Source organism: Terriglobia bacterium, from assembly GCA_020073185.1.
Lineage (GTDB): Bacteria > Acidobacteriota > Terriglobia > Terriglobales > Acidobacteriaceae > JAIQGF01.
This window is the reverse complement of sequence record JAIQFT010000002.1, coordinates 71268-95075: the sequence shown is the minus strand read 5'-3', so window position 1 is coordinate 95075 and position 23808 is coordinate 71268. Positions and strand designations below refer to the sequence as shown.

At 62.4% G+C, this 23808-nt stretch carries 23 protein-coding genes; 9 read left to right on the top strand and 14 right to left on the bottom strand.

Annotated elements, in window-relative coordinates; translation table 11 throughout:
* Positions 1 to 35: 35 nt before the first annotated feature.
* From LAN64_00990 to LAN64_00960, 7 genes are all read right to left on the bottom strand, one after another.
* A complete protein-coding gene (locus LAN64_00990; protein ID MBZ5566403.1) occupies positions 36 to 1541 on the bottom strand; it encodes a M20/M25/M40 family metallo-hydrolase in 1506 nt (501 codons plus the stop codon).
* 73 nt (positions 1542 to 1614) lie between these two features.
* Positions 1615 to 2124 carry a DinB family protein gene (locus LAN64_00985; protein MBZ5566402.1) on the bottom strand — a complete coding sequence of 170 codons (510 nt, stop codon included), beginning with the start codon at positions 2122 to 2124 and terminating at the stop codon, positions 1615 to 1617.
* An 85-nt stretch (positions 2125 to 2209) separates the two neighbouring features.
* Positions 2210 to 2590, bottom strand: coding sequence for a hypothetical protein (locus tag LAN64_00980; protein MBZ5566401.1), 381 nt, complete (start codon positions 2588 to 2590; stop codon positions 2210 to 2212).
* 258 nt (positions 2591 to 2848) lie between these two features.
* Positions 2849 to 3856, bottom strand: coding sequence for a tagatose 1,6-diphosphate aldolase (locus LAN64_00975; GenBank protein MBZ5566400.1), 1008 nt, complete (start codon positions 3854 to 3856; stop codon positions 2849 to 2851).
* 79 nt (positions 3857 to 3935) lie between these two features.
* Positions 3936 to 4673 carry a ribonuclease PH gene (rph, locus tag LAN64_00970; protein ID MBZ5566399.1) on the bottom strand — a complete coding sequence of 246 codons (738 nt, stop codon included), beginning with the start codon at positions 4671 to 4673 and terminating at the stop codon, positions 3936 to 3938.
* A 118-nt stretch (positions 4674 to 4791) separates the two neighbouring features.
* Positions 4792 to 5850, bottom strand: a complete 1059-nt coding sequence (locus LAN64_00965) for a VWA domain-containing protein (protein MBZ5566398.1) — start codon at positions 5848 to 5850, stop codon at positions 4792 to 4794.
* Positions 5834 to 6769 carry a VWA domain-containing protein gene (locus LAN64_00960; GenBank protein ID MBZ5566397.1) on the bottom strand — a complete coding sequence of 312 codons (936 nt, stop codon included), beginning with the start codon at positions 6767 to 6769 and terminating at the stop codon, positions 5834 to 5836. The genes LAN64_00965 and LAN64_00960 overlap by 17 nt, the downstream gene beginning before the upstream one ends.
* 319 nt (positions 6770 to 7088) lie before the next feature.
* Between LAN64_00960 and LAN64_00955 the strand changes: the two genes are divergently transcribed.
* The 5 genes from LAN64_00955 to LAN64_00935 all read left to right on the top strand — a co-directional run bounded on the left by LAN64_00955 (position 7089) and on the right by LAN64_00935 (position 12926).
* Complete coding sequence (locus LAN64_00955; protein MBZ5566396.1) at positions 7089 to 8369, top strand: DUF1015 domain-containing protein; 1281 nt, start codon at positions 7089 to 7091, stop codon at positions 8367 to 8369.
* Between the two features lie 129 nt (positions 8370 to 8498).
* Positions 8499 to 9899 (top strand): N-acetylmuramoyl-L-alanine amidase, encoded by a 1401-nt coding sequence (locus tag LAN64_00950; protein MBZ5566395.1) that lies wholly within the window; start codon positions 8499 to 8501, stop codon positions 9897 to 9899.
* Positions 9896 to 10498 carry a GerMN domain-containing protein gene (locus LAN64_00945; GenBank protein MBZ5566394.1) on the top strand — a complete coding sequence of 201 codons (603 nt, stop codon included), beginning with the start codon at positions 9896 to 9898 and terminating at the stop codon, positions 10496 to 10498. Before LAN64_00950 ends, LAN64_00945 begins: the two co-directional genes overlap by 4 nt.
* A gap of 209 nt (positions 10499 to 10707) precedes the next feature.
* Positions 10708 to 11652, top strand: a complete 945-nt coding sequence (gene cysK, locus LAN64_00940) for a cysteine synthase A (GenBank protein ID MBZ5566393.1) — start codon at positions 10708 to 10710, stop codon at positions 11650 to 11652.
* 110 nt (positions 11653 to 11762) lie between these two features.
* Positions 11763 to 12926, top strand: a complete 1164-nt coding sequence (locus LAN64_00935; GenBank protein MBZ5566392.1) for a PLP-dependent aspartate aminotransferase family protein — start codon at positions 11763 to 11765, stop codon at positions 12924 to 12926.
* 8 nt (positions 12927 to 12934) lie between these two features.
* Here the strand turns inward: LAN64_00935 and uvrC are convergent, their stop codons facing one another.
* Positions 12935 to 14761 carry an excinuclease ABC subunit UvrC gene (gene uvrC, locus LAN64_00930; GenBank protein MBZ5566391.1) on the bottom strand — a complete coding sequence of 609 codons (1827 nt, stop codon included), beginning with the start codon at positions 14759 to 14761 and terminating at the stop codon, positions 12935 to 12937.
* Between the two features lie 280 nt (positions 14762 to 15041).
* Between uvrC and LAN64_00925 the strand changes: the two genes are divergently transcribed.
* Positions 15042 to 15779, top strand: coding sequence for an OmpA family protein (locus LAN64_00925; GenBank protein ID MBZ5566390.1), 738 nt, complete (start codon positions 15042 to 15044; stop codon positions 15777 to 15779).
* 184 nt (positions 15780 to 15963) lie between these two features.
* Positions 15964 to 16713 carry a tetratricopeptide repeat protein gene (locus LAN64_00920; GenBank protein ID MBZ5566389.1) on the top strand — a complete coding sequence of 250 codons (750 nt, stop codon included), beginning with the start codon at positions 15964 to 15966 and terminating at the stop codon, positions 16711 to 16713.
* Here LAN64_00920 and LAN64_00915 read toward each other — a convergent pair.
* Positions 16682 to 17317, bottom strand: coding sequence for a hypothetical protein (locus LAN64_00915; GenBank protein MBZ5566388.1), 636 nt, complete (start codon positions 17315 to 17317; stop codon positions 16682 to 16684). The genes LAN64_00920 and LAN64_00915 overlap by 32 nt on opposite strands.
* Positions 17318 to 17395: 78 nt before the next feature.
* Here LAN64_00915 and LAN64_00910 point away from each other — a divergent pair, with 78 nt between their 5' ends.
* The gene (locus tag LAN64_00910; protein ID MBZ5566387.1) at positions 17396 to 17929 is read left to right on the top strand and encodes a DUF1569 domain-containing protein; all 534 of its coding nucleotides are present in this window, start codon (positions 17396 to 17398) and stop codon (positions 17927 to 17929) included.
* Positions 17930 to 18016: 87 nt separating this feature from the next.
* Here the strand turns inward: LAN64_00910 and tpiA are convergent, their stop codons facing one another.
* The 4 genes from tpiA to gap form a co-directional block, all read right to left on the bottom strand.
* Positions 18017 to 18766, bottom strand: a complete 750-nt coding sequence (tpiA, locus tag LAN64_00905) for a triose-phosphate isomerase (protein MBZ5566386.1) — start codon at positions 18764 to 18766, stop codon at positions 18017 to 18019.
* Positions 18767 to 18785: 19 nt separating this feature from the next.
* Complete coding sequence (locus tag LAN64_00900) at positions 18786 to 19370, bottom strand: O-acetyl-ADP-ribose deacetylase (protein ID MBZ5566385.1); 585 nt, start codon at positions 19368 to 19370, stop codon at positions 18786 to 18788.
* Positions 19371 to 19446: 76 nt separating this feature from the next.
* Positions 19447 to 20661, bottom strand: a complete 1215-nt coding sequence (locus LAN64_00895) for a phosphoglycerate kinase (protein MBZ5566384.1) — start codon at positions 20659 to 20661, stop codon at positions 19447 to 19449.
* 173 nt (positions 20662 to 20834) lie between these two features.
* Positions 20835 to 21845, bottom strand: a complete 1011-nt coding sequence (gene gap / locus LAN64_00890; protein ID MBZ5566383.1) for a type I glyceraldehyde-3-phosphate dehydrogenase — start codon at positions 21843 to 21845, stop codon at positions 20835 to 20837.
* 260 nt (positions 21846 to 22105) lie between these two features.
* On the opposite strand from gap, the gene LAN64_00885 reads away from it, so the two are divergent.
* Complete coding sequence (locus LAN64_00885; protein ID MBZ5566382.1) at positions 22106 to 22924, top strand: ATP-binding protein; 819 nt, start codon at positions 22106 to 22108, stop codon at positions 22922 to 22924.
* Between the two features lie 94 nt (positions 22925 to 23018).
* On the opposite strand, the gene LAN64_00880 is transcribed toward LAN64_00885, so the two are convergent.
* Entirely contained in the window at positions 23019 to 23624 is a 606-nt protein-coding gene (locus LAN64_00880; GenBank protein MBZ5566381.1) for a hydrolase, read from the bottom strand.
* Positions 23625 to 23808: the final 184 nt, after the last annotated feature.

Here is a 23808-nt window from a genome sequence, read left to right as displayed (position 1 = left end):
TGGTTGCCCTGCGCGGATTTCCTGCACGGAAGCGACTAGCTCGTCCGCGCCAGCTCGTATAAATACTCGACGTAGGACCGGGTCGCGCCGTCCATTCCTTGAATTGCAGGGTTGGCTGATTCGATCACGTAATACTCGTCGGGTGCGTGGGCGCCGCTGCCATGGCCGAGGCCGAAGTGTCCTGCTGGCAGACGCAGCGGGGCGCTGGTGAACACGTAGCCCGGCCACGAACCCGCCAGGCGCGGCATGATGATGGGATCAATCCGGGCGCGCCGGTACACGGCAATCTCCGCCCGGATGAGCGCGGAATTCGCGGGCGTGCTGGTGGGATCGTAGCCGCCGCTCATGTTGACCTCGATGTCGCCGAAACCATGCTTGGCCAGGTGGGCTTTGAGTGCGGCCAGCGCGTCGGCAGCGGTCATGTCGGGCACCAGCCGCAGATCGAGCTTGGCCACCGCCTTGTGCGGAAGGATGGTTTTGCCGCCCGGGCCGGTATAGCCGCCCACCAGGCCCTCGATATTTACCGTCGGCTGCGACACCAGCATCTCCAGCGATTGCTGGAAATTCACGTCGTGGACCCAGTGCTCGACCCCGAGCGCTTTTTTCGCCATCGCCTCATTCATGCGCTGGGCGGCGACAGCGATCATCTGTTTCTCCGCCGCCGACAGCGGTCGCGCCTTGGCCGCCAGACCTTCAATGGCGGGCGTGTTTCCATCGGCCGAGACGAGCGTGGCAAGGGCTTGCACCAAGTGCCAGGCCGGGCTGTCCACCCGCGCCTTGTTGCTGGAGTGGATGTCGCGCCGAGGGCCGCGTCCCCAGCGCTCGCCGCTGGACACTAGTTCGCATTCGATCACGCCCTTCGCGCCCAGGTACACGGTCACGTCGCCGCTCAGGTCCTGCGAAGGAAATGGCATGAACACGCCTTCGCATCTTTTCAATGCCGCCGCGATCTCCGGCTTGCGTACCACCTGCGGGAAGTGCGGTGACCCGATCTCCTCCTCGCCCTCGGCCACAAACACCAGGTTTAGAGGAAGCTTCCGTCCCGCGCCGCGCATGGCATGTAGCGCCGCCAGAAAAGTTGCCTCCGGACCCTTCTGATTGACCGCGCCGCGTCCGATCACCACCTTGCCCAAGCCGGGACGATCCACCAGCGCCGCTTCGAAGGGCGGCGACGACCACTCCGCCGGGTCAGCCTGCTTCACGTCATACATGAAATAAATAGCCAGCGTCCGCGGAGCGCCGGCATCGAGGGTGGCGAAGATTCCCGGCTGTCCGTCGGTGGGGACCTTGGTGACGTTCTCGAATCCGGCATCGCGCAGCATGCGCATGGTGAGTTCGCAGCCTTCGCTCATGCCGCGGTTTTCGGCGGCGATGGAAGGCTGTCGTATCCATTGCTGCAGGCGCTGCACCGCCTCGTCATGGCGCTTTTCGATCTCAGCCCACACTGGTTTGAGGTCCGAATCGTCAGCTACTGCGAAATGGGGGAGGGCAAGAGTGGCGGCGCCCACGGCGGCGGTGGTGAGGAAGTCACGTCGGTTCATGGCGGGGCAGGATAAACAACCGCGGCTCTTATTGTCCAGAGCGGCAGCCTTGCAGCGGGGCGTTGAGGCTGGGCTAACCGCCGGCCGCGACCTTCAAATCGTGCATGAGCAGGAAGTCCAGGCCCGGCGCTTCCGCCCCCAATTGCCGCAACAAGGTCGTCACCTGCCCGCGATGATAAGTGCCATGATTGACCAGGTGAAACATCGCTTGCCCGAGCGGATAGGTCCACTGCTCGCCGGCTACGTTGGTGTAGGTTAGCGGCTTCGCCAGCGCGGCCTCAGTGACGCCGATGACGAAGCACTGCACATCGCGCTCCACGCCACGCCAGTATTCCCGGAGCGCGCTCAGGTCAGGGAACTGCTCTCCCTTGGGGAACAGGCGCGGCGAGCGGTCGTTCCAGCGCTCGCACCAGATCCACTCGGCGCCGGCGAGGTGCACCAGCGTGTCGCGCAGCGATGCGAAACTTCCTCCCAGCGTGCGCGTGAACTGCTCGTTGGTCAGCTTGGCGCAGGCCGCGAGTTGGCGGTCGCGCGCCCAGTAATTGTAGTTGTAAAGATGGCGCAAGACCTCGGGGGAGAGCATGAGTGGGCTCCACGAGTTGAGACGGACCGACGTAGCGGCGCCGGGTGAGTATTCGATCAGCGAATCATCCGAGCACGCGATGACTTCAGCCCACCGCGCGCTGGGCAGGGTCGCTGACCAGCCAATCAAGGGCTTCTTCTCGCGTCTTGAACAGGGGGAACTGGCGCGCGGAGAAGGAGATCAGGTTGCGGTAATACACGTCAGGCAGCGTCTCCGCCCCGACAATCGCCGAGCGCTTCACATGCGGGCGATCGTAGGTGGCCACGATCTTGATCTGGTCGGCCGTGTTCTTATCGAACTGAGCATCCGTGAAATCGGCCAGGGTCAGCGCCGTTCCCAGGGGTTGCGAGGTGACCACCTGTTGGACTTCCTGGAAGATGGCGGACAGTTCTCTTGGTCCGCATTGGCTGCAATCAATCAGCAGCACCCGGGCTCCACAGTGTTCAATGAACCGGACGCGCTCCATCACACACCCCCGGCGTGAAGGGCTGGAATTCGTGGAAAAACTTCCGCAGCGGCAGGCGCCCCACGCGCACGCCGCCCGGGCGACCCACGGTGTATACACCCGCGCTGCGCTCGAAGCAAGTCACCGGAGGGGAAAAGTATTTGCGGCGGGTGATTTGTGAGGGGCACTGGAACAGGCCGCGTCGTCCGAAGAGGCGCGGCAGCAACGCCGCGCCCCGCTCGCCCCTGCCTACTGAGTTCCGACTACCAACCCCTCCGGTTAAGCCTTCGCCATCTCCGCTTGCACGCCGTACATGTCAAACCACGAGGTGGCCGCTTTCAGCCGGTCATTGACGTTGTTGATGTTCTTCACGCCCTGGTCCTGGAGCCATGCGCGGAAGGCCTGCGAGCCCTGCTTGCCGTAGATGGAAATGCCGTCTTTCCAGGTAGCGCGACCGCACAGCACGCCATTGAACTTCACGCCCGCTTCGGCGACCAGTTCCAGCGACTCGGTAAACTCGGCGTTGCTGACCCCTGCCGAAAGGTAGATGAACGGCTTGGTCGCCGCGTGGGCCGCTTCGCGGAGGTGGTTCATGGCTTCCTGCTTCGAGTACGCCTTTTGGCCCGCGTTGCACCGGGTGCCCTCGACGAACTTCATATTGATGGGCACCTCGACTTTCAGTACATCCACGCCGTAGCGGTCCCTGGTGAACTCGGACATGGAATGCTTGACGACGTCAGGTTTCTTTCTGGCGTAGTCGAAGCCCTTTTCGTCCACGCCCTCTTCGTAGCCGACTAACTCGAGGAAGAAGGGGATGTCGTTGGCGCGGCACTCGTCGCCGATGCGCTCCACCCAGGCGTGTTTCTGATCGTTGATCGGCTTGGTATCCAACGGCGTGTAATAGAGCAGAATCTTGACCGCGTTGGCGCCGGCTTCCTTCAGGCGCCGCGCCGACCAATGGTCGAGCAAATCAGGCAGCCGCCCGACACCGGTCTTGTCGTAGCCGGTTTTCTCGTAGGCCAGCAGCAGGCCCGCATTGCTGCTGCGCCGCTTGGAGGCGGGCAGGCCCCACTCGGGATCGAGCAAGATGGCGCTGGCGTGCGGCGTGAGCACCTCGGTGACGAGCGACTTGAACTCTTCCATCTCGCGGTCGCCAATGTCGCCGCCTCTTTCCTTGGCCAGCGACTTCTTCAACGAGCCGCGCTGGTCCATGGCGGCCGCGGCAATGATCCCGCGCTCGGTGGAAACCGCTTTCAGTCCGGACAACTTTCCTGGAGTCAGCTTCACGCGACACCTCCTCAGGTGCTAACGGCGGTAGATGGTGAGATGAAAATCGAACCGCAAACCGGACATTTTACTCCCTACCTCACTGCCGCAACAGCAGATTGCTGAGCACCGCCTGCTGCTTGGCGATCAGAGACTCCACGCCGCGCTTGGCGAGCTCAATCATGCGCTTCAGTTGCGCATCGTCGAAGGGGCGCTGCTCGGCGGTGGCCTGCACCTCGACCATTTTTTTTCCGCCGGTCATGACGACGTTCATGTCCACCTCGGCGCGCGAATCCTCTTCATAGCTGAGGTCGAGCATGATCTCGCCGTCCACGATCCCGACGCTGGTGGCGGCCAAGAAATCGCGGATCGGGGCCGAGGTCAGCGTGCCCGCTTCCACCAGTTTGCCCATCGCCAGGCCGAGCGCCACGAACGCCCCGGTGACGGAGGCGGTGCGCGTGCCGCCGTCGGCCTGGATGACGTCGCAGTCGATCCAGAGGGTGCGCTCGCCCAGCCTGGTGAGGTCCACCACCGCCCGCAGTGACCGGCCGATCAGGCGCTGGATTTCATGCGTCCGCCCGCCGATTCGTCCCCGCGCCGACTCGCGCGCCGTGCGCGTCAGGGTGGAGCGCGGCAGCATTGCGTACTCGCTGGTGATCCAGCCTTTACCGCGGTTGCGCATCCACGCGGGCACCGTCTCCTCGACCGATGCGGTGCAAATGACGCGCGTGTTTCCGATCTCAATCAGCGCCGACCCTTCCGCCGTAGAGATGAAGTCGGGCGTGATGTTGACCGGCCGCATTTGTTCCGGCGTGCGGTTGTCGCTGCGGTACACCATGGGCGGCCATTGTAAATCAGTGGCCAGTGGTTAGTGGCCGGTGGCCAGCGTCAGGATCAAGAAAAAGAGAAGCGCGGCGCAAGGTGCACCCGAATCAGGATGCCGGCAAATCAGCCGATCACCTTGCCGCTCTTTCCTGCCCCGGATAATACCCGCTGCGGGTGCGAACCGTCAGGTGCTTGTGGCCTGGGGCGCGCGCGTCCACCCGGATGGTGCGATACCCGCCCTGGGTCTGGGAGCGCATCGGCTTGTAGCCGATGGTGTACTGGTTGCGAATGTCGTGGGCCACCGCCTGGGTGAAGGAATCCACCTCCCCGACGTCCTTGGGGAAGAAAGCAACGCCGCCGGTCTGCTCAGCCATCTCGGTGAGGGCGCGGCGGGCGCGGCGCTGTTTTTCTCCGCCCAGGAGCCCGATGGTGTACACGGTGGGTCCGTTCTCCGCCTGCAAGCGGCGGATGGCCTGTTCCAGCGACTCACGGCTGGCGTTGTCCTCGCCGTCGGTGACCACCAGCAGAACCTTCTTTTCCAGGCGCGCGTTTTTCTTCAAGTGGTCGGCGGAGGCGACCACCGCGTCGTACAGCGCGGTGCCGCCGCGCGACTCAATCCGCTCCAGCGCCTCTTTCAAGCGGGGAACCTGGTTGGTGAAATCCTGGTCGAGGTAGTACTCGTCATTGAAATTGACAATGAATACCTCGTCCTGCGGATTACTGGAGCGCACAAAATTGACTGACGCCTGGTTCACCGAGGGGCGCTTCTCGCGCATCGAACCGGAGTTATCAATGACGATCCCGACCGCTACTGGGATGTCCTCCCGGCGAAACGACGTGATCTGCTGCCGCGCTCCGTCTTCGAATACCTGGAAATCGTCTTTCGTGAGCCCGGTCACGAGGCGGCGCTTGTCGTCAACCACGGTGGCGTGCAGGACGACTTCCTCGACCTGCTTCTTAAACACAAATACGCCGTTGTCCTCGCGCGCCGGTTCCTGTCCCTGCTGACCCTTGGCCGGCGCCTGCGCGGCATTGCCGGGTTGATTGGGGGCGTCGCCGGGCAGCGGTTCCGCCACCGGCTGTTGTCCGGCGGGCGGGCCTGGGGAAGGAGGAGAGGATTGCGCCGCCAGGCACACGCTCAGTGCAACCAAGGACACGAGCACCAGCAGCAGCTTATTCCGTGGGAGCATAGTAACCCGTTTTCGCGTACACATGCAGAGGCGGCAAGCCTTTCGGCGGATTGAGCTTGACCTTGACCTTGCGCCACTTGCCGTCACGCCCTGGGTGGTTTGGACGGTATCCCAGGACATATTGGTTGCGTAGCTCGATGCCTATCTTCGTGGCCACATCCGCCAGCTCATTGGGATTATCTATGGTGAAAGTCCGTCCGCCGGTAACGTCGGTGATACCGCCCAGCATGGCTGGCCCCAGCCGCTCTTCTTCGGTGCGCGGCGTCGAATCGAAGATGCCGATGGCATAAATCTGCACGTCGGCTTCTTTGACCAGGTTTTTGATCTCGCTTTCCGTGTAGCGGCTGTGGTTATCGCCGCCGTCGGAGATGATGAGTAGCGCCTTCTTTTGCTGGTGGGCATGGCGCATCTTGTTCAGCCCCAGGTAAATCGCATCCAGCAGGGCCGTTCTCCCCTTGGGGATGGTGGTGATCAGCCTGCCCTGGATGTCTTCCACCGAGGAGGTGAAATCGCTGAGCAGCTCGGGCTTTTCCGAGAAGGCAATCATGAAAAACTCGTCCTGCGGGTTGGCGGTGCGGAAGAATTCCACCACCGCCTCGCGCGCCTTCTCGATCTTGTTGCGCATGCTCCCGCTCATGTCGAAGATCACGCCGAGGGAAAGAGGAGCGTCCTCGCTGGAGAAATGGCGGATTTCCTGCTTCTGGCCGTTTTCGAAGAGCTCGAAGTTCTCGCGCTCCAGGCCGGTAACCAGCCGGTTCATCGGGTCGGTGATGGTGGCGGGAATCAGCACCAGATCCACATCCACGCGCACCGGCTTGGTGTGGGTTTTCAACGCCGGGTCGCTGACCTTGGCCACCGGCTCCGCCGCAGGGGTGGTGGAGCGGGGCTGGATATGGACTTCGTCCTGGACCTGCGCCATGGCGCAGGGCGTTAGCACCAGAACGCAGAGGAGCGCATACGCGAGCGACCACGTGCATCGAGAGGAGCGCGAAGAAACTGCCGCCAATGCTGACCGGATCAGGGGCACAGTCCGAAAAAAGTGCGTCACTTTACCGCGAGACCCGCATTGGCTGCGGTGGCGGGTCATATGGCCTCGTGTAATTGGATGGTAACACAGGAAGGCAGGTGATTTTAATTCTGGGACGAACGCCGCGCGTGCCGAATTCCGTTTCTGGAGCCAGCCACCACACCCCAGTCTCGGTACGCAGCGCTGCGCACCAGGTACTACAATCGCTTCCATGGAAATCGCACCTTTTTCCGCCTGGCGTTATGACCCGTCCAGAGTGCAGATCGCCGATGTAGTTACGCAGCCCTACGACAAGATCACTCCGCAGTTGCAGGCACGCTACTATCGGGCTAGTCCTTACAACCTGGTGCGGATGGTTTTGGGCGATCCCAAGGTGGAAGAAGCGGGCGTTTACCAGGCCGCGGCAACCCATTTTCGGGCATGGCGCGATCAGGGCGTGCTGCGCCGTGACGCGGAACCGTCTTTGTACGTCTACAGCCAGCGCTTCACGGTTCCCGGCTCGGGGCAGGAAGTCGAACGCCGAGGCCTGATGGCGCTGGGGCGCATTTACGACTACTCCGATGCGGTCGTCTTCCGCCACGAGCAAACCTTGGCCAAGCCCAAGCAAGACCGGCTCAACCTGCTGCGCGCCACGCGTGCCCAGTTCGAGCAGCTCTTCATGGTGTACAGCGATCCCAAGGGCGAGGTGGACGCGCTGCTGCCCGCCTCGTCCGCGCCGGAAGTGGACGTGCGCGATGAATTTGGTGTCCAGCACCGCCTGTGGCGCTTCTCCTCGCGCGACACGATCGCGCGCGTGGCCGGGGTGATGGCCGACAAGAAGATCATCATCGCCGACGGCCATCATCGCTACGAAACCGCCAGGGATTACCGCGATGAATGCGCCGCCGCCGGTCGCGCCGAGCCCAACGCGCCCTACAACTACATGGTGATGACCTTTGTCAGCGTGGACGCGCCCGGGCTCGTGATCCTGCCCACGCACCGCGTGGTCAGCGGCCTTCCCGGATTCGACAAAGACCTGTTCCTGCGCAGCGCGTTCCCGTACTTCACGGTGGAGCAGGCTTCCACCACCGACCCAGCTCGCCTGCTGGCGCTGCTCCATCAGGCGGGGCAGCAGGGAACAGCTTTCGTCGCCGTGATTGGGCACGAGGCGTTCCTGCTGCGCGCGCGGCCGGGTGCGGCGGATTCGGTGTTGGCGTCGGTCTCGCGGCGGCAGCGCGAACTCGACCTGGTGCACCTGCACAAGATTTTGCTCGAGCACGTTATGGAAATTTCCGAGGAGGCGATTCGCCAGCAGCAGAACATCAAATACCTTCGCGAGGCCGACCAGGCCATCCAGTTGGCGCAATCGGGCGCCAATGTCGCCTTCCTGGGAAACCCGGTAAGGATCGAGCAGGTCCGCGACATCGCCCTCGCCGGCGAAGTCCTGCCGCAAAAGTCCACCGACTTTTATCCCAAGCTCATCAGCGGCTTGACCATTTACGCCATGGAGTAACACGGCCGCGAGACCTGGAACTCCGAAGCCGGATTTGCCACCTCAATTCGAAACTCGCAGCTTGGAACACGCAACTCGGTTAACATTCTGCCTACACTCGTGAAATCCCGCCGCCATGCCGTCGCGATTATGCTCACGATCGCCGCGCTGTTCGCCACCGCCGCCGACCAGCGCTTCAGCATCTATACGCCGCATACTTCCTACTCCGTCACGCTGGTGAATCGCGACGGGCATCCCTACGTGCCCTTGCTCGATGTGCTTGCCCCGCTCGGGTCGGCCGCCGCCCGCCAGGACGGCGACAAGTGGAAGCTGAAATTCAACGACACCGAGTCAGAATTCAAATCCGGCAAGACCAGAGCGAAGGTAAACCGCAAGAACCTGGATCTGTCGGCGCCGTTTGTATTCGACAACGGGCGCGCACTGGTACCGTTGCAGTCGCTGGTGGTGGTGCTCGCGCGGCTGCTGCCGGAGAGCATGGAAGAGCGCGAGCCCGGCCACCGTTTGTTCATTGGCGGGGCCACCACTGAGTTTAAGACCGAATTCCAGTCTGCGGGCCCCAAGCTAGTGCTGCGCTTTTCCGCTCCGGTGAATCCGTCCATCTCCACCGAGCCCGGCAGGCTGCGCATGGTGTTTACACGCGAGCCGGTGATCGCCGCCCCGGGCACGCTGGCGTTTGACGACAAGACCATCCGCTCCGCCAGTTTCTCGGAGCACGATGGGATCGCCGAACTGACCATCCACAGCGGCGCTCCGCTGCTTGCCACCTTCGGCGACCAGAACCGCACCATCACCATTGCGCCCGTCCCGCAGGTTCGCGCGCAGGCGCCACTCCCTGCGGCGACCCCGCCTCCTGCGCCCGCACCGGCGCCAACTCCAGAGCCTGCGTCTCCGAGTACGCCGCAAGGGCACGCGCCGGCAACCCATGCGCGCACTCCGGTGGTCATCGATCCCGGCCACGGCGGCGACGATCGCGGCGCCGCGTTATCGGGAAGTCTGGCTGAAAAGGACGTTACCCTGGCATGGGCGCGGCGGCTACGGGCGGCGCTCGAGCAAAAGGGAATCGCTGCCACCCTGCTGCGCGAGGGCGACGCGTCGCTCAGCTTCGATCAACGCGCGGCGTTGACCAATGCCGCGCGCCCGCTGATGTTCATCACCTTGCACGCCGGGACCACTGGCGCCGGCGTGCGCATCTACACCGCGCACCTCGGCGAAACGGCGCCGCGCGCCGGCAGCTTTCTGCCGTGGGACGCGGCGCAGGCCTCGTTCCTCGACAGCAGTCGCGCACTGGCGGGCAGCGTCGCGGCGGAAATGACAAAACGCTCCATCCCGGTCGGCACCGCGCCGGTATTGCTGCGCCCGTTGAACAATGTCGCCGCCTCGGCGGTGGCGATTGAAGTCATGCCGCTGGCGGGCAACGTGGCCAGCCTGATGGACGCCACCTACCAGCAGTCCATTTGCGCCGCCATTGCCGACGGCATCGCAGGAGTCTCCAAGCCGGCACCTCAACCCGGAGCGGGGGCCGCGAGATGACGCAGCGGGTCGAGATGACGCTGCGGTTAAAGATCCTGCTGCTGCTGCTGGTGATCGCCGTTGCGGCCTTGGGCTACTACGCGCTCCGCCTGAAGCGCCAGGCGGAACGGCTGCCGACGGGGGTTATGGATACGCGTCCCATCGCGCCGCCAATTTCCGGCCCCACCGAGCGCGTTACGCTCTATGTCGCCAACGACAGCGACGGCATGCTGCACCGGCAGGACGCAATCATTGCGGTTCCCGGCGACCCCAACGAGCGTGCCCGCCAACTGCTGCGCGCGCTGCTCTCTATCTACCTGGGAAAGCGATCGCCGCACCCGCTGGGAAGCGGCGCCGACGTGAAGTACGTCTTCCTGGTCAAACCCAACATGGCGATTGTGGACACCAACGCGGCATTCGCCGACACGCACCGCTCCGGCATCCTGGTGGAACAGCTTACGGTCGCCTCCATCGCGCGCACGCTCGCCGCTAATTTCCCGGGCACCATTCGCGTGAAAATCCTGGTGGAAGGCAAAGAGCGGGAAACCTTGGCCGGCCACGCGGACCTTTCCGATTTCTACGACACGGCCGCGGGCGACCAATTTCCGGTGGCTCAGTAGCTGTTAGCTGTAAGCCATTAGCAATTCGCTGGAATGATCCCGGACGCAGCGAGGAACCCCTGGCTGAGACGACCTGAAATTCTGTCATCCTGAGGAGGCGGCCGCCAGTTTTCGATCGTCAATCTGCAATCTTCGATTTCCCAATTCCACAATCCTGCAATCGCAATTGACTCCGCTCCCCGCCTCTCTTACCCTGTCGAGTGCCCCCCATGACGCTCCAACAAGCCTCCCGCCTGCGTGTCGCCGAGGACATCACGGAGCTGGTCGGCGAAACGCCGCTGCTGCACCTGCGCAAACTTCCGCCGCCCGGCGTTGCCGATGTCTATGCCAAGCTCGAATACCTGAACCCCGGCGGCAGCATTAAAGACCGCGCCGCCATCGGCATCATCAAGCGCGCCGAGGCCGAAGGACGCCTGCATCCCGGTTCGACCATCCTGGAAGCGACCGCGGGCAACACCGGGATCGGCCTGGCGCTGATCGGGGTCAATCGCGGATACCGCGTCATCGTCTGTATCCCGCAAAAATTCGCCAAGGAAAAAGTCGTGCTCATGCAGGCGCTGGGCGCGGAGGTGATTCGCACGCCCGACGACGAAGGCATGGCGGGCGCCATCCGACGTGCGCAGGAACTGGCGGCAAAGGTTCCCGGTTCGTTCCTGGCCGGCCAGTTTTCCAACCCCGCCAATCCCGACTACCACTACGAAACCACCGCCCGCGAAATGTGGGAGCAGATGCAGGAGAAAGTGGACGCAGTGGTGCTCGGCGCCGGAACCGGTGGCACCTTCACCGGCGTGGCGCGATTCGTCAAGGAGCGCAATCCGCGCGCGCTGGCGTACCTGGTCGAGTCGCAGGGGTCCATTTATGGCGGCGGACAGCCCGGCGATCACAAGGTCGAGGGCATCGGTTCCAGCTTCATCCCGGAAACCGCCGACATGAAGCTAGCCGACGGGGTGATCACCGCCAATGATCCTGAGTCGTTTGAGATGACTCGCCGACTGGCACGCGAGGAAGGAGTCTTCGCCGGCTCCAGCGGTGGCGCCGCCGTATGGGCCACCATCGAAGTGGCGAAAAGACTCGGCCCCGGCAAGCGCGTCGTCACCGTGATCCCCGACTCCGCCGAGCGGTATCTCTCGAAGAACATCTTTGAAGGACCGTGAAGAATTTGTAATTTGCAATTTGTAATTTGTAATTCAAAACGCGCACGGCACGGCGGGCAGGAATTACAAATTACAAATTACCAATTACAAATCTGCGCGGAACCGACATCATGCCGAAAAATCACCGCCGAGGCTTCTCCACCACCGCCATCCACGCCGGCCAGGAGCCCGAACCTCTCACCGGCGCCGTCTCCTTCCCCATCTTTGCAACCTCGACGTATGTGCAGGACGAACTCGGCAAGCCGCGTCTCGGCTACGAATACGCGCGCGTCACCAATCCCACCCGCGACCGGCTGCAGGAAAGTCTGGCGGCGCTGGAGGGCGGCGCGTGGTCCCGCGTCTTCGCCAGCGGCATGGCGGCAATTAACGCCATCTGCACCATGATGAAAGCCGGCGACCACCTTGTCTGCTCCCACAACGTCTATGGCGGCGTGCCACGCCTGTTCAACCAGATTCTCACCAACTATGGACTCGAATTCACCTATGTTGACACCTCCGACTTGCGCGCGGTGGAACAAGCTATCCGCAAGAACACGCGCTATGTTTACGTCGAGACCCCGACCAACCCGCTGATGACGATCAGCGACATCCCGGCGATTTGCGCTCTTGCGCACCGCCGCCGCGCCGAAGTCATCGTGGACAACACCTTCATGTCGCCGTATTTCCAGCGGCCCATCGAACTTGGCGCTGATATGGTGGTGCACTCCACCACCAAGTTTCTCAATGGTCACAGCGACGGCCTCGGCGGCGTGGTGGTGTGCACGAAAAACGAACAGGCGGACCAACTGGCGTTTATTCAGAAGTCGGCGGGCGCGATCATGTCGCCGTTTGAGTGCTGGCTGGTGCTGCGGGGAGTGAAGACGCTGGGTGTTCGCATGCAGCGTCACGACGAAAACGGCCGCCGTATCGCCGAATACCTCGCCAGCCACAAAAAAGTGAAAGCGGTCTTCTATCCCGGCCTGCCCAACCATCCGCAGCACGCGCTCGCGAAGAAGCAGATGAGCGGCTTCGGCTCCATGATCACCTTCGAAACCGGCTCGCTCGGCGATGCCAAGCGCATGCTGAAGAAATCCAAAGGCACGCTGTCGTTGGGTGAGTCACTCGGTGGGGTTGAGACCCTCATCTCGCACCCGGCTACCATGACCCACGCCGCACTCGGCGAGAAGGGAAGACGCGCCATCGGCATTACCGACGGCATGGTCCGCATTTCGGTGGGCATCGAGGACGTGGAGGACATCGTCGCGGACCTTGATGTAGCTCTCAACGCCATCTGAGCTAAGAGCTAAGAGTTGTTCCTGAAGTGCTGCAGTATCGCCTCGGCCTGCGGCTTGCTCACCACGGACGACAGCGCCGCCGCGTCCGCTTCCTTCACCGCCTGTACGCTCCCGAAATGTTGCAGCAGACGCCGCGTGGTTCCCTCTCCGACTCCGGGAATCTCCAGCAGTTCGGTGTTGCGGTCGCGCATCTCGCGCCGCTTACGATGGAAGGTGACGGCAAACCGGTGTGCCTCGTCGCGAATGAGTTGCACCAGGTGCAGCACCGGCGAATGATGGTCGAGCACGACCGGCTCATCCTCCTGCCCGTGGACGTAGATGATCTCCTCGCGCTTGGCGATGGCGGCCAGCGGCTGGTTGGTGATCTCCAGCGACTCCAGCGCCTCGGCGGCGGCGTGCAGTTGTCCGATGCCGCCATCGACCAGCACCAGGCTCGGCATCTTCGCCTTGTCCTCCAGGACGCGTTTGTAGCGGCGCGTCACCACCTCGCGCATCGAGGCGAAATCGTCCACACCTTCGACGGAGCGAATGATGAACTTGCGATAGTCGCTCTTCTTCATCTTGCCGTCTTCCCACACCACCATGGACGCGACCGTCTCCGCGCCCTGGATATGCGAGATGTCGAAGCACTCGATCCGCCGCGGCAACTCCGGCAAGGTGAGCGCATCCTGCAACGCCTCCTGGATGACCTTTGTGGCCGGCTTCATCACCCGGAAGCGCTGGTCGAACGACTGCTTCGCGTTCTGGCCGGCCAGGTCAATGAGCGACCGCTTCTCTCCGCGCTGTGGAACGGTGATGTGAACCTTGTGCCCGCAGTTTTCCGAGAGCAACTCTTCCAGCAGCTCGCGATCTTCAAAGTCCACCGGCACGAAGATCTCGCGCGGGACGTACTGCTGGTCAATGTAGACCTGCTTCAGCAGCGCGGAGAAGAACTCGCCCGGCGTGAATTCGCCGCTCTCGCCCGTCAGCGTGGCCGGCAGGTCTTCCCAGAAAAATTCCCGGCGATCCAGCACCCGCCCGCCGCGCATGTGAAACAGGTTCACCGCCAGCATCTGGTTTTCCCAATGGAAGCCGAACACGTCGGCGTCGCTGCCCTCGACGGCTGCCATGCGCTGCTTGTCCTGCAACTGTTCGACGGTGGAGATCAGGTCACGGTACTTGCCCGCCAGCTCGTACTGCTGGTTCTCCGCCGCAGCCTCCATGCGCCGCCGCAACGAGCGCGAAAGCTCCGTTTGACGCCCCTCCAGAAACAATTTCACGTCGCGCACCGCTTCCTCGTAGGCGGCGGGCGTTGTCAGGCCCTGCACGCACGGTCCCAGGCATCGCCCGATGTAGTACTGCAGGCAGGCCCGAGGATGAAACCGGTTCAGGTCCACCTTGCAACTGGGGATCAAAAAGTGCCGGTGGATCAGGTCCACGATCCGATACGCCAGGTTGGCAGGGAAGTAGGGCCCGTAGTACGAGCTGCCGTCCTTCTTCAACCTACGCGTCACATATACCCGCGGAAACCGTTCACCCAGCGTGAGTTTCACGTAGGGGTATGTTTTGTCGTCGCGCAGCAGGATATTGAACCGCGGCTGCTTCTGCTTGATTAGGTTGTTCTCGAGCGCCAACGCCTCCTTCTCGTTATCGACCACGATGTAGTCAACGTCTACCGCCTCGCGCAGCAGGCTGTCGGTCTTGGCGTCCTCCGCCCGGCCCTCGACAAAGTAGCTGCGCACCCGGCTCCGCAGGTTCTTCGCCTTCCCGACGTAGAGCACCTCGCCCTCGGCGTTCTTGTACAGGTACACGCCCGCCTGGGTGGGAAGGCTGCGGATTTTATCGTGCAGGTCCACGGAGGATTAGAGGAGGGCAGAAGCCTTCGAGAAATGTTATCAGAGCAGCGCCCGGTAAAAATTCTACGCGCCATGCCATGATTGCCTGCTGCGGCCCGGCAGCCCGCCCGCAACGCGCCGAGAATCATCGGTAAACAAAGCACTTACGGGCGCTCATAACCTCTGAGTAAATGGCAGGCCGCTTGCTGTTTTGAAGGGGCCGTCACATCCGCGTGCGGCTCTGTGGATCGCAGCCGGATTGCGCCGTGCAGCCGAGCTGCCGCCAACATAAGGAGTCCCCATGACCCGTATTTCTGCTTTCGCCTTGGTGTTAGCCGCCAGCCTGCCTTTCAGCGTTGGCTGCGCGACCAAGAAGTACGTCCGCAACGAGGTTGCGCCCACTATCAACAAAGTCAACGAACTGGATGATCTGACGGCCAAGAACACGCGCGACATCCGCGACGTGGACTCGCGCGCAAAGCAAGGCATCGAGTCGGTGCAGGCCAAGGCCGCTGCTGCCGATCAAAAGGCGATGGCTGCCGGGCAGTCTGCCGACCAGGCCCAGAACCTCGCCACCCAAGCCGCCAATCGCGCCGACAGCCTCACCGGAACCGTCGCCAACTTGGACAACTATCGCCCGGTGGTGGAAACCGCGGTGCATTTCGGCTTCGACAAGTACAACCTGACGGCCAAGGAGAAGAAGGCGCTGGATGAGCTCGGCGCCGAACTGCCAAACACCAAGCACTTCATTGTCGTCGTGGACGGCAACACCGACTCGGTGGGCCCCGCCGAATACAATTACGTGCTGAGCAAGCGGCGCGCCGACTCCGTCATCGGGTACCTGGTCACTAAGTATCAGGTTCCGGCGTACAAGATTTATATCATCGGCTTGGGCAAGGATCAGCCAGTCGCCTCGAACAAGAGCACCACGGGGCGCGCCCAGAACCGACGGGTGGATGTGCGCTTGATGACGAACATCAACGAGCAGGCGCCGAGCTCAGTATCCACAGCTTCCACAAGGCTCCCAGAGCAGCGGTGACGAGGTGTGAGTTGTGCGTTTCGAGCTCTGAGGTGAAATTCGAGAGCTGAAAATCGAAAACCTTTCCCTCCCCCGGGAACCTACGCAGCAGGGCCGTCCTAACCGGACGGCCTTTTTTGGGGTCGCTACTTGTGCTGCGGTTCGGGGTTATGTTTGTTCGGAGGGAAGCGCTAGAATCGTGGTGATGCCGCGGTCCATCACATTGCAGATGGTGTTGCTCGTGGTCTTCTGTTGCGGACCGGGGTTTGCTCAGCAGGCTCCGCCGCCCGATTCGCAGCTTCCCGACGCTCCTCAGCAGCAGCCGCAGGCACAGCCGCCGCAAACCCCATCGCAACCGCCTGCCTCGCAGAACCCAGAGAAGAAACCGGAAGCAAAGATCAAAAAGGCCCTGAAGCGCGGCGCTCCCAACTGCATCCACGTCGGTGGATTGGAGAAATGCAAAGAAAGCGGCGCTGAAGACGACGAGCGGAGCGCACCGCAGCAGCCGCGAGTTCCCCAGAACCAGCCGCTGCCGCGGTCGTCCGATTCCAACGAGAGCTCTAGCAAGGAGTCGGATGCTCCGCTGTCTCCGCCTGCGGGTGAGACAGGCAGCGCCGGCGATGTCCAGGAACTACATCCCTACAATCCTCATCAGGCGGACAAGAACGTTGAGGTGGGGGATTTCTATTTCAAGCGCAACAACTACCGCGCCGCCGAATCGCGCTACGCGGAGGCGCTGGACTACATGCCGAACCACGCGGCGGCCACCTACAAACTGGCTGAGGCGCAGGAAAAGCTAGGCAGAACCGCGCCGGCGCGCAGCAATTATCAGAAATACTTGAATCTGCTGCCGCACGGCGAATTTGCCGAGTTGGCCAAGAAAGGGCTCGCCCGTCTCGACACGCAGGCCAAGGACACGCCGCCTACTTCTCCACCCGCTCAAAAACGCCGGTAGAGGCATTCACTGCAACCCTCAGCTTCGCTTCCGACGGGCTGGTTCCGTAGATCACGTGCCAGGTCAGCACATTCTCCCTTGGGTTCCAATCTAGTAGATAGATGATCGGCTGCTTGGGATCCGCCTTGGTCAGCTTTTCGCCGCCGTGCTGCTGCGCGACTTCGAAGGCCTTGTCGGAATCGACCTTGAGGAACGCCGGATCGAATACCTGCGTGGAACTGTTGGTTGGACTGTAGGTGTCCTCCGTGCCGGAGTTAATGCCCGCCGGTGGCGCGTCCTCGGAATGAACCCCGGACCAGACGTGTGCCCGGATCGAACGCCGCGCCGCCGAAGCGAAGCCGGCGCGCCAGATCACTGCCTTGCCGTCCTTGCCGGTGTAGTCCTTGAACGGATTGGACTGCAGGTTGTAGGGACGCGCGTCAGGCGCCCACAAGTGCGCCGTGGCATAAAGCTTCTGGAATGCTTCGCGCGCGGTGTAGGCGGTGGCGGGTTCCTCTTTCTTCGCGTCCGCCGGCGCCGCCGCCGGCTTGGCGGGGGTACCACTGTCACAGGCTATTAGTGTGATCAAAGAGGCGAGGAGTACGGCGAACAAACAGTTTCTCATGGGGATCTTCCTATTCACATAATCCGCAGCCGCGCGCCGGCAAAAACCATCATTGTAATGGAGGCGAGGTAACGCCCAATGGATTTTTACCTGCAGCGCGCCAGCAATGCGATTGAACGCGAGACCAGCGCGATGTCAGCCGGGCAACTGGCCTGGCATCGCGACGCCAAATGGAGCACGGCGCAAATTCTGGAACATCTGTCGCTGGCCTTCAGCAGCACCAGCAAGGCGATGGAGCGCGCCGTGCAGCAGGGAGGCGCCAATGCCCGACCGCCAACGCTGCGTGAATGGCTGGTCACGCTGATCGTGGTCAAAATCGGGTACTTTCCGACCGGGCGGCAAGCGCCGGAATGGACGCGCCCGCGCGGGCTCGATCCGGCCAAGGCGGTCGAAACGATTCGTGCGTCGCTCGCGGAAATGGATCTGAAAATTACGGAGACGCAGGGCAAACTCGGCAGCGGCATCGTGGCCGTGCATCCCATTATCGGGCCGCTCACCGCCAACCAGTGGCGCAAGTTTCACTGGGAGCATACGCGTCACCACATGAAGCAGGTTCGTGCGCTGCGAACCGCCATCCGCCGGGAGCAAGCGGCTAACGACTCCCGACAATGAACTTGACCGCGGATTTGCACGGATCCTCACGGATAGATCCTTTCTCGATCCGTTGTCTAGCGGTGGCAATCCGTGGTTAAGAAGATCTTAGTATTTCACGATGGCGGTGAAGGACTTGGGGTCGAGGCTGGCGCCACCCACCAGCGCGCCGTCAATTTCGAATTGGGACATCAGCGCCTTGGCATTGTCAGGTTTGACGCTGCCGCCGTAGAGGATGCGCATGTTGTCGGCTACGGTCTGTCCTAACGCTTTAGCCGCTTCGCCTCGAATCACTCGATGCGCGTCGGCCGCTATCGCCGGCGTCGCCGTTTTTCCCGTGCCGATCGCCCACACCGGTTCGTAGGCGACAACGATGGGCGTGGCCTTGTCAGCCGAGATGGTGCGGAACGCGCCCATGCACTGGCGGCGCAGAACGTCTTCCGTCAACCCCGACTCGCGCTCCTGCAATACTTCGCCGACGCAGACGATGGGCACCAGGCCGGCAGTGAGCGCGGCGATGAGCTTGCGGTTGACGGTGTCGTCGGTCTCGCCGAAGTATTGGCGGCGCTCGGAGTGGCCGATGATAACGTGCGTGCACCCAGCGGCGAGCAACATGGCGGCGGAAACTTCTCCGGTAAACGCGCCTTCTTTCTCCCAGAACATGTTCTGGGCGCCGACCTGCACGTTGGAATGACGCGCTGCCTGCACGGCGGTGGGAATGTCCACGAACGGCGGACAGACCACGATCTCGTCGCGGTTGTGGCCGGAGACTTCGCGCAGAAACGATTGTACGAAGGCGAAGGTCTCGTCGGGAGTCTTGAACATCTTCCAGTTGGCGACGATAAGTTTTTTTCGCATAAGGACTATCCGTTCGCAGCTACCAGCTTTCAGCTAAAGATTTTTGTGTGGGGCGTCCATACGTGGCATTCGCGGCAGCCCGGGTGTAAGCGTCGGCGGTGGCTGGATCGAAGAGTACAAAACGCACTTCGCGGAGGTCTTGAGCATTCCTTAGCGCAGCGGCGACGGCCTGCAGCGCGACCGGTGCGGCCTGCGCGACGGGATAGCCGAAAATTCCGGTGGAGATAGAAGGGAAGGCGATGCTCGTCAGCTTCAGTTCATCGGCGACGCGGATGGATTCGCGATAACAACTCGCCAGCTTCTCCGGTTCGCCGCTCTGGCCGCCGTGCCAGACAGGACCGACGGTATGAATGACGTAGCGTGCCTTCATCTTGCCCGCGGCAGTTGCGACCGCTTGTCCGGTGGGAAGCGGCCCGCGTTTGGCCACGATCGTCTCGCACTCGTTCCAGATCGCAGGACCGCCGGCGCGATGGATGGCGCCGCAAACACCGCCGCCTGGCGCGAGTTGTTCGTTGGCGGCGTTCACGACAGCGTCGGTGTCCTGAACGGTGATGTCGCCCGTCTGGAAGGTAATGATGCGGTCGTTGCCGATGGCGATACGCATTTGAGTCGTTGGTCGTCAGTCGTTGGTCGTTCGCCGTTCGCGGAGTCGCCAACGACTAACGACGAGCGAACAACGACTACTTCTTGTCCGACAGCGCTTCCACGCCGGGAAGCTTTTTGCCTTCGAGGAACTCGAGCGACGCGCCGCCACCGGTCGAGATGTGCGTCATCTTGTCGGCGATGCCGGCATCGTGCACCGCGGAGACGGTGTCGCCGCCACCGACGATGGAAATCGCGTCGGGATTGTCGGCCACCGCCTGGCCGATCTTGCGGGTGCCGCGTGCGAACAGCGGCGTCTCGAACACGCCCATCGGACCGTTCCAGACTATGGTCTTGGCGCGCGAGATGGCATCGCTGAAGAGCTCGATGGTTTTTGGTCCGATGTCGAGGCCCATTTTATCCGGCGGAAACGGCTGGCCTTCGCCGACGATGTGCGTCACCGCATCCTCAGCGATCTTGCCGGCGACCACGTGATCCACCGGCAGCAGGAACTTAACCTTCTTTGTGTGCGCCTCGTTGAGCAATTGTTTTGCCAGGTCGAGCTTGTCTTCCTCGACCAGCGACTTCCCGACCTCGTGGCCCTGCGCTTTGAGGAAGGTGTAGGCCATTCCGCCGCCGATGATGAGCGCGTCCACCTTGTGCATCAGGTTCCGGATGACGGCGATCTTGTCGCTGACCTTGGCGCCGCCGAGGATGGCGACAAACGGCTTGGCGGGCGAGTGCAGCGCTTTGCCGAGATACTCGATTTCCTTCTCCATCAGCAGGCCGGCAGCGGAATGCTCGACGAATCTGGTGATGCCGACGGTGGAGGCGTGCGCGCGATGCGCCGTGCCGAAAGCGTCGTTAACGTAATAGTCCGCCAGTTTGGCCAATTCCTTGGAAAACTTTTCGTCGTTGGCTTCCTCTTCGGGATGGAAGCGAAGGTTCTCCAGCAACAGGGTTTGGCCCTTCTCCAGTTTGCCGGCCATTTCTTCCGCCTGGATGCCGACGCAATCGGTGCAGAAGCCAACGTTTTCGCCGCGGCCCAGATTCCTGTCGAGCAGCATGCGCAAGCGCTCGGCCACCGGTCGCAGGCTCATCTTCGGGTTGGGCTTGCCCTTGGGACGGCCGAGGTGCGAGGCGAGAATGAGGCGCGCACCGTGGCGCAGGGCGTACTCGACGGTGGGCAGGGTTTCACGGATGCGTGTGTCGTCGGTGATGCGGCCGCTGTCGTCCAATGGGACGTTGAAATCCACGCGCATGAAAATGCGGTGGTTGCTGAGCGGCAGATCGCGGATGGAGAGTTTGTTCATGGTTGACTCCTGCACACGCGCTGCGAATACAGACGGCATAAAGGCAGCTTCCAGTTTCTAGTTTCTGGTTTCCAGAAACTCGAGGCGAGAAACCGAATGGCCGATAGAAAATTGATCAGCGCCAACCCCGTCTCGCCAAACCGGTGGCGAGACCAGGGTTGGCAACGAAGACGCTACAGGCCCTTCTTGCCGATGAAACTGATGAGGTCACGCACGCGGCAGGAGTAGCCCCACTCGTTGTCGTACCAGGAGATCACCTTCACGCAATTGCCGGCCACCACGCGGGTGAGCGGCGCGTCCACGATGGAGGAGCGGTCATCGCCACGGAAATCCATCGAGACCAACTCCTTTTCCTCATAGCCGAGATATCCCTGGAGCGGGCCGGACTGCGAGGCCTTCTTCATCGCCGCGTTCACTCCCTCGGCGCTCGTCTTATTTTCGACAAAGCAGACCAGGTCCACGACCGACACGTTGGGCGTGGGCACGCGCATGGCGAAGCCGTCGAGCTTACCCTTGAGTTCCGGAATCACCAGGTAAACAGCCTTGGCTGCGCCGGTGGTGGTCGGAATCATGTTAATCGCCGCCGCGCGCGCTCGCCGCAGGTCCTTGTGGGGGAAATCAAGGATCACCTGGTCGTTAGTGTAGGAGTGAATGGTGGTCATGGTGCCGCTGACGATTTTGAATTCATCGTTGACAACTTTCGCGATTGGCGCCAGGCAATTGGTGGTGCAGGAGGCATTGGAGATGATTCTGTGCCGGGCGGGGTCGTACTTGTCCTCGTTCACGCCCAGGACGATCGTGATGTCCTCGTTCTTGGCGGGCGCGGAGATAATGACCTTCTTCACCGGGCCGCGCAGGTGTTTGCGGGCGTCCTCCGCGTTGGTGAAACGGCCGGTGGACTCCACGACAACCTGCGCTCCGACGGATTCCCAGTCGATCTTGGCCGGGTCCTTCTCGAAGAAAACGCGCACGCTGCGGCCGGCTACTTTGATGGAATCCTGCTCGACACGTACTTCCTGAGTCAGGTTGCCCAGCACGGAGTCGTATTTCAGCAGGTGGGCGAGGGTCCTGGGATCGGTGAGATCGTTGACGGCGACAAACTCGAGATTGGAGTCGCCGAGCGAGGCGCGAAGAATGTTGCGGCCGATGCGGCCAAAACCATTGATGCCGACTTTGATTGCCATCTTGCCTCCAGAGATCAAGCGCGCACAGCTAGAAGTTTCGGCGCGGTGCGCAAAGCAAAAAATCGTAACACCGCGGGGATACGGGCGCAAATCCAGAAGCGCGGAACCAGGAGGCGGCGTTGCCGAATGTCGGCCCAGTGTGTTCCAATCGGAAAATGCGCAAGTGGCAGCGCGACCGCATGAAGCGGCGCCAACCGAAGTCCGCAGGATCCCCGCCAGCGAGCCAGCAACCCGAACCGCTCCAGCCGGCATATCCGGATATGGACCGCCCGCTGCATGTGTCGGAGCAAGAGCCGGAGCCAGCGCCCAAACCGCCCGAGCCACCGCAGGAAGGGCCGGCGGAATCGATTTCCGCCGAGGCGGGCGAGTCGCCGCGTCCGGGTCGAAGTGGACAGCGCCGCCGCAGCCGGGGTGGACGCGGACGGCGTCGCAGCGGCGCGCTTCCCAAGCCGGTGGCGCCGGCGCCGCCGGAAACACAGGAACCCGCGGCCCCCGAGGTCGCGGGGGAATTGCCCGCGGCGGTTGCGCCGCTGGAACGTCGTCCACCACAACCGGCGCAACGCGCGCCACGCCCGCCAAAGGGTGCGGTGGTGCTCGCGATTGGACTGCCGGGCTCAGGCAAGAGCAGCTGGTTCAAGCGCCGCGGCGTAACGCCGTTGTCCAGCGATTTGTTGCGCACCCTGCTGTTCGACGACACCACTGAGCAGCGCTACCAGGACCTGGTATTCAGCACTCTGCGCTCCCTGCTGCGCGCGCGACTGGTGGCCCGCATGCCGTGGAATTACGTGGACGCCACCAACCTCTCGCCGCGCGAACGTCATGGATGGATCAAGATGGCGCGCGAGTTCGGCTACGAGGTGCACGCCGTATTTTTCGATGTGCCGGCGGAAGTCTGCATGGAGCGGAACCGGCGCCGGGCGCGGATCGTGCCGGAAGAGGTCATGCAGCGCATGGCGGCCAAGCTGCGCCCACCCAGTTTCGACGAGGGCTTCGCCAAAATCATCGTGGTGCGGGTGAAGAAGAGGAAGGACGACGCGGCGGAGGCGCCGGAAGAAGAAGGGCAGAGCGAGCAAGAATAGAGTCAGAAAAAGTCAGAAGCAAAAAATCGAAAGGGGGCGAAGAGCTACTCTCGCTGCATCTTTCGTCCTGTTTCCTAATTCTGACTTTTAACCTTCACTTCAGGTACTGCAGCATCTCCTTGAACACCGCAGTTCCTGACGCTCGCATGAGCTCGTACATCATCATTTCGGTGGAAGAGACGATGGCTCCCGCGGCTTCCATGCGGCGCAGGCCGATTTTCCAGTTCCACTCGGTGCGCGAACTGACCGCGTCCGAGGCGACGTGCACCAGGTAGCCTTCCTGGATCGCGCCCAGCGCTGTCTGCGTCACACAGATGTGGGATTCCATGCCGCAGAGCAACAGCGTGGTGCGGTTGCCGGGGAGCAACTTCACCGCCGAGCAGAACTCCTGGCTGCCGAAGCAGCCGAATTCCATCTTGTCAATCGCCGGCGTGGGCGGCAGCAGGGAAGCGATCTCGGGCACAATCGGACCGAGTCCCTTCGCGTACTGGGTGGTCGCCAGGATGGGCATGTTCAGAATGCCGGCCAGCCGAATGAGCAATTGCGAATTGCGGATCAGGCGCTCTTTCTCGAAGATCGGCGGCAGCAGGCGCTCCTGAATGTCAACCACGACCAGCGAGCAGAGCTCGGCCTGGAGCGGCCGGCGCGCGATTTCCGCCGGATCGTGCACGGTTTCGATCAGGCCGGTTTGAATTGCCATGACATTCTCCTTCCGGTGCATTGTAATCGCAGCGGAGCGTATCGCAGTACGTCAGTTCGTCAGGATTCGGTCCCGATGTGTGCGGCGACGGGCGGATCACCGCCATGCCGAAGTGCGGGAAGTAGCCCACGGACGAACGGATTTGACCGAAGTCCGGAACAGCCCATAAAATCGAACCAGGTTT

Excerpts from the sequence above, each read along its gene's own strand:
- LAN64_00885 (MBZ5566382.1), top strand. The coding sequence starts at position 22,106 with ATGGACCGCCCGCTGCATGTGTCGGAGCAAGAGCCGGAGCCAGCGCCC.
- LAN64_00960 (MBZ5566397.1), bottom strand. The coding sequence starts at position 6,769 with ATGGCGCAGGTCCAGGACGAAGTCCATATCCAGCCCCGCTCCACCACC.
- LAN64_00945 (MBZ5566394.1), top strand. The coding sequence starts at position 9,896 with ATGACGCAGCGGGTCGAGATGACGCTGCGGTTAAAGATCCTGCTGCTG.
- cysK (MBZ5566393.1), top strand. The coding sequence starts at position 10,708 with ATGACGCTCCAACAAGCCTCCCGCCTGCGTGTCGCCGAGGACATCACG.
- LAN64_00880 (MBZ5566381.1), bottom strand. The coding sequence starts at position 23,624 with ATGGCAATTCAAACCGGCCTGATCGAAACCGTGCACGATCCGGCGGAA.
- rph (MBZ5566399.1), bottom strand. The coding sequence starts at position 4,673 with ATGGTGTACCGCAGCGACAACCGCACGCCGGAACAAATGCGGCCGGTC.
- gap (MBZ5566383.1), bottom strand. The coding sequence starts at position 21,845 with ATGGCAATCAAAGTCGGCATCAATGGTTTTGGCCGCATCGGCCGCAAC.
- LAN64_00990 (MBZ5566403.1), bottom strand. The coding sequence starts at position 1,541 with ATGAACCGACGTGACTTCCTCACCACCGCCGCCGTGGGCGCCGCCACT.
- tpiA (MBZ5566386.1), bottom strand. The coding sequence starts at position 18,766 with ATGCGAAAAAAACTTATCGTCGCCAACTGGAAGATGTTCAAGACTCCC.
- LAN64_00980 (MBZ5566401.1), bottom strand. The coding sequence starts at position 2,590 with ATGGAGCGCGTCCGGTTCATTGAACACTGTGGAGCCCGGGTGCTGCTG.
- LAN64_00955 (MBZ5566396.1), top strand. The coding sequence starts at position 7,089 with ATGGAAATCGCACCTTTTTCCGCCTGGCGTTATGACCCGTCCAGAGTG.
- LAN64_00920 (MBZ5566389.1), top strand. The coding sequence starts at position 15,964 with ATGCCGCGGTCCATCACATTGCAGATGGTGTTGCTCGTGGTCTTCTGT.
- LAN64_00915 (MBZ5566388.1), bottom strand. The coding sequence starts at position 17,317 with ATGAGAAACTGTTTGTTCGCCGTACTCCTCGCCTCTTTGATCACACTA.
- LAN64_00985 (MBZ5566402.1), bottom strand. The coding sequence starts at position 2,124 with ATGCTCTCCCCCGAGGTCTTGCGCCATCTTTACAACTACAATTACTGG.
- LAN64_00935 (MBZ5566392.1), top strand. The coding sequence starts at position 11,763 with ATGCCGAAAAATCACCGCCGAGGCTTCTCCACCACCGCCATCCACGCC.
- LAN64_00900 (MBZ5566385.1), bottom strand. The coding sequence starts at position 19,370 with ATGCGTATCGCCATCGGCAACGACCGCATCATTACCTTCCAGACGGGC.
- LAN64_00950 (MBZ5566395.1), top strand. The coding sequence starts at position 8,499 with ATGCTCACGATCGCCGCGCTGTTCGCCACCGCCGCCGACCAGCGCTTC.
- LAN64_00910 (MBZ5566387.1), top strand. The coding sequence starts at position 17,396 with ATGGATTTTTACCTGCAGCGCGCCAGCAATGCGATTGAACGCGAGACC.
- LAN64_00925 (MBZ5566390.1), top strand. The coding sequence starts at position 15,042 with ATGACCCGTATTTCTGCTTTCGCCTTGGTGTTAGCCGCCAGCCTGCCT.
- LAN64_00895 (MBZ5566384.1), bottom strand. The coding sequence starts at position 20,661 with ATGAACAAACTCTCCATCCGCGATCTGCCGCTCAGCAACCACCGCATT.
- LAN64_00965 (MBZ5566398.1), bottom strand. The coding sequence starts at position 5,850 with ATGCTCCCACGGAATAAGCTGCTGCTGGTGCTCGTGTCCTTGGTTGCA.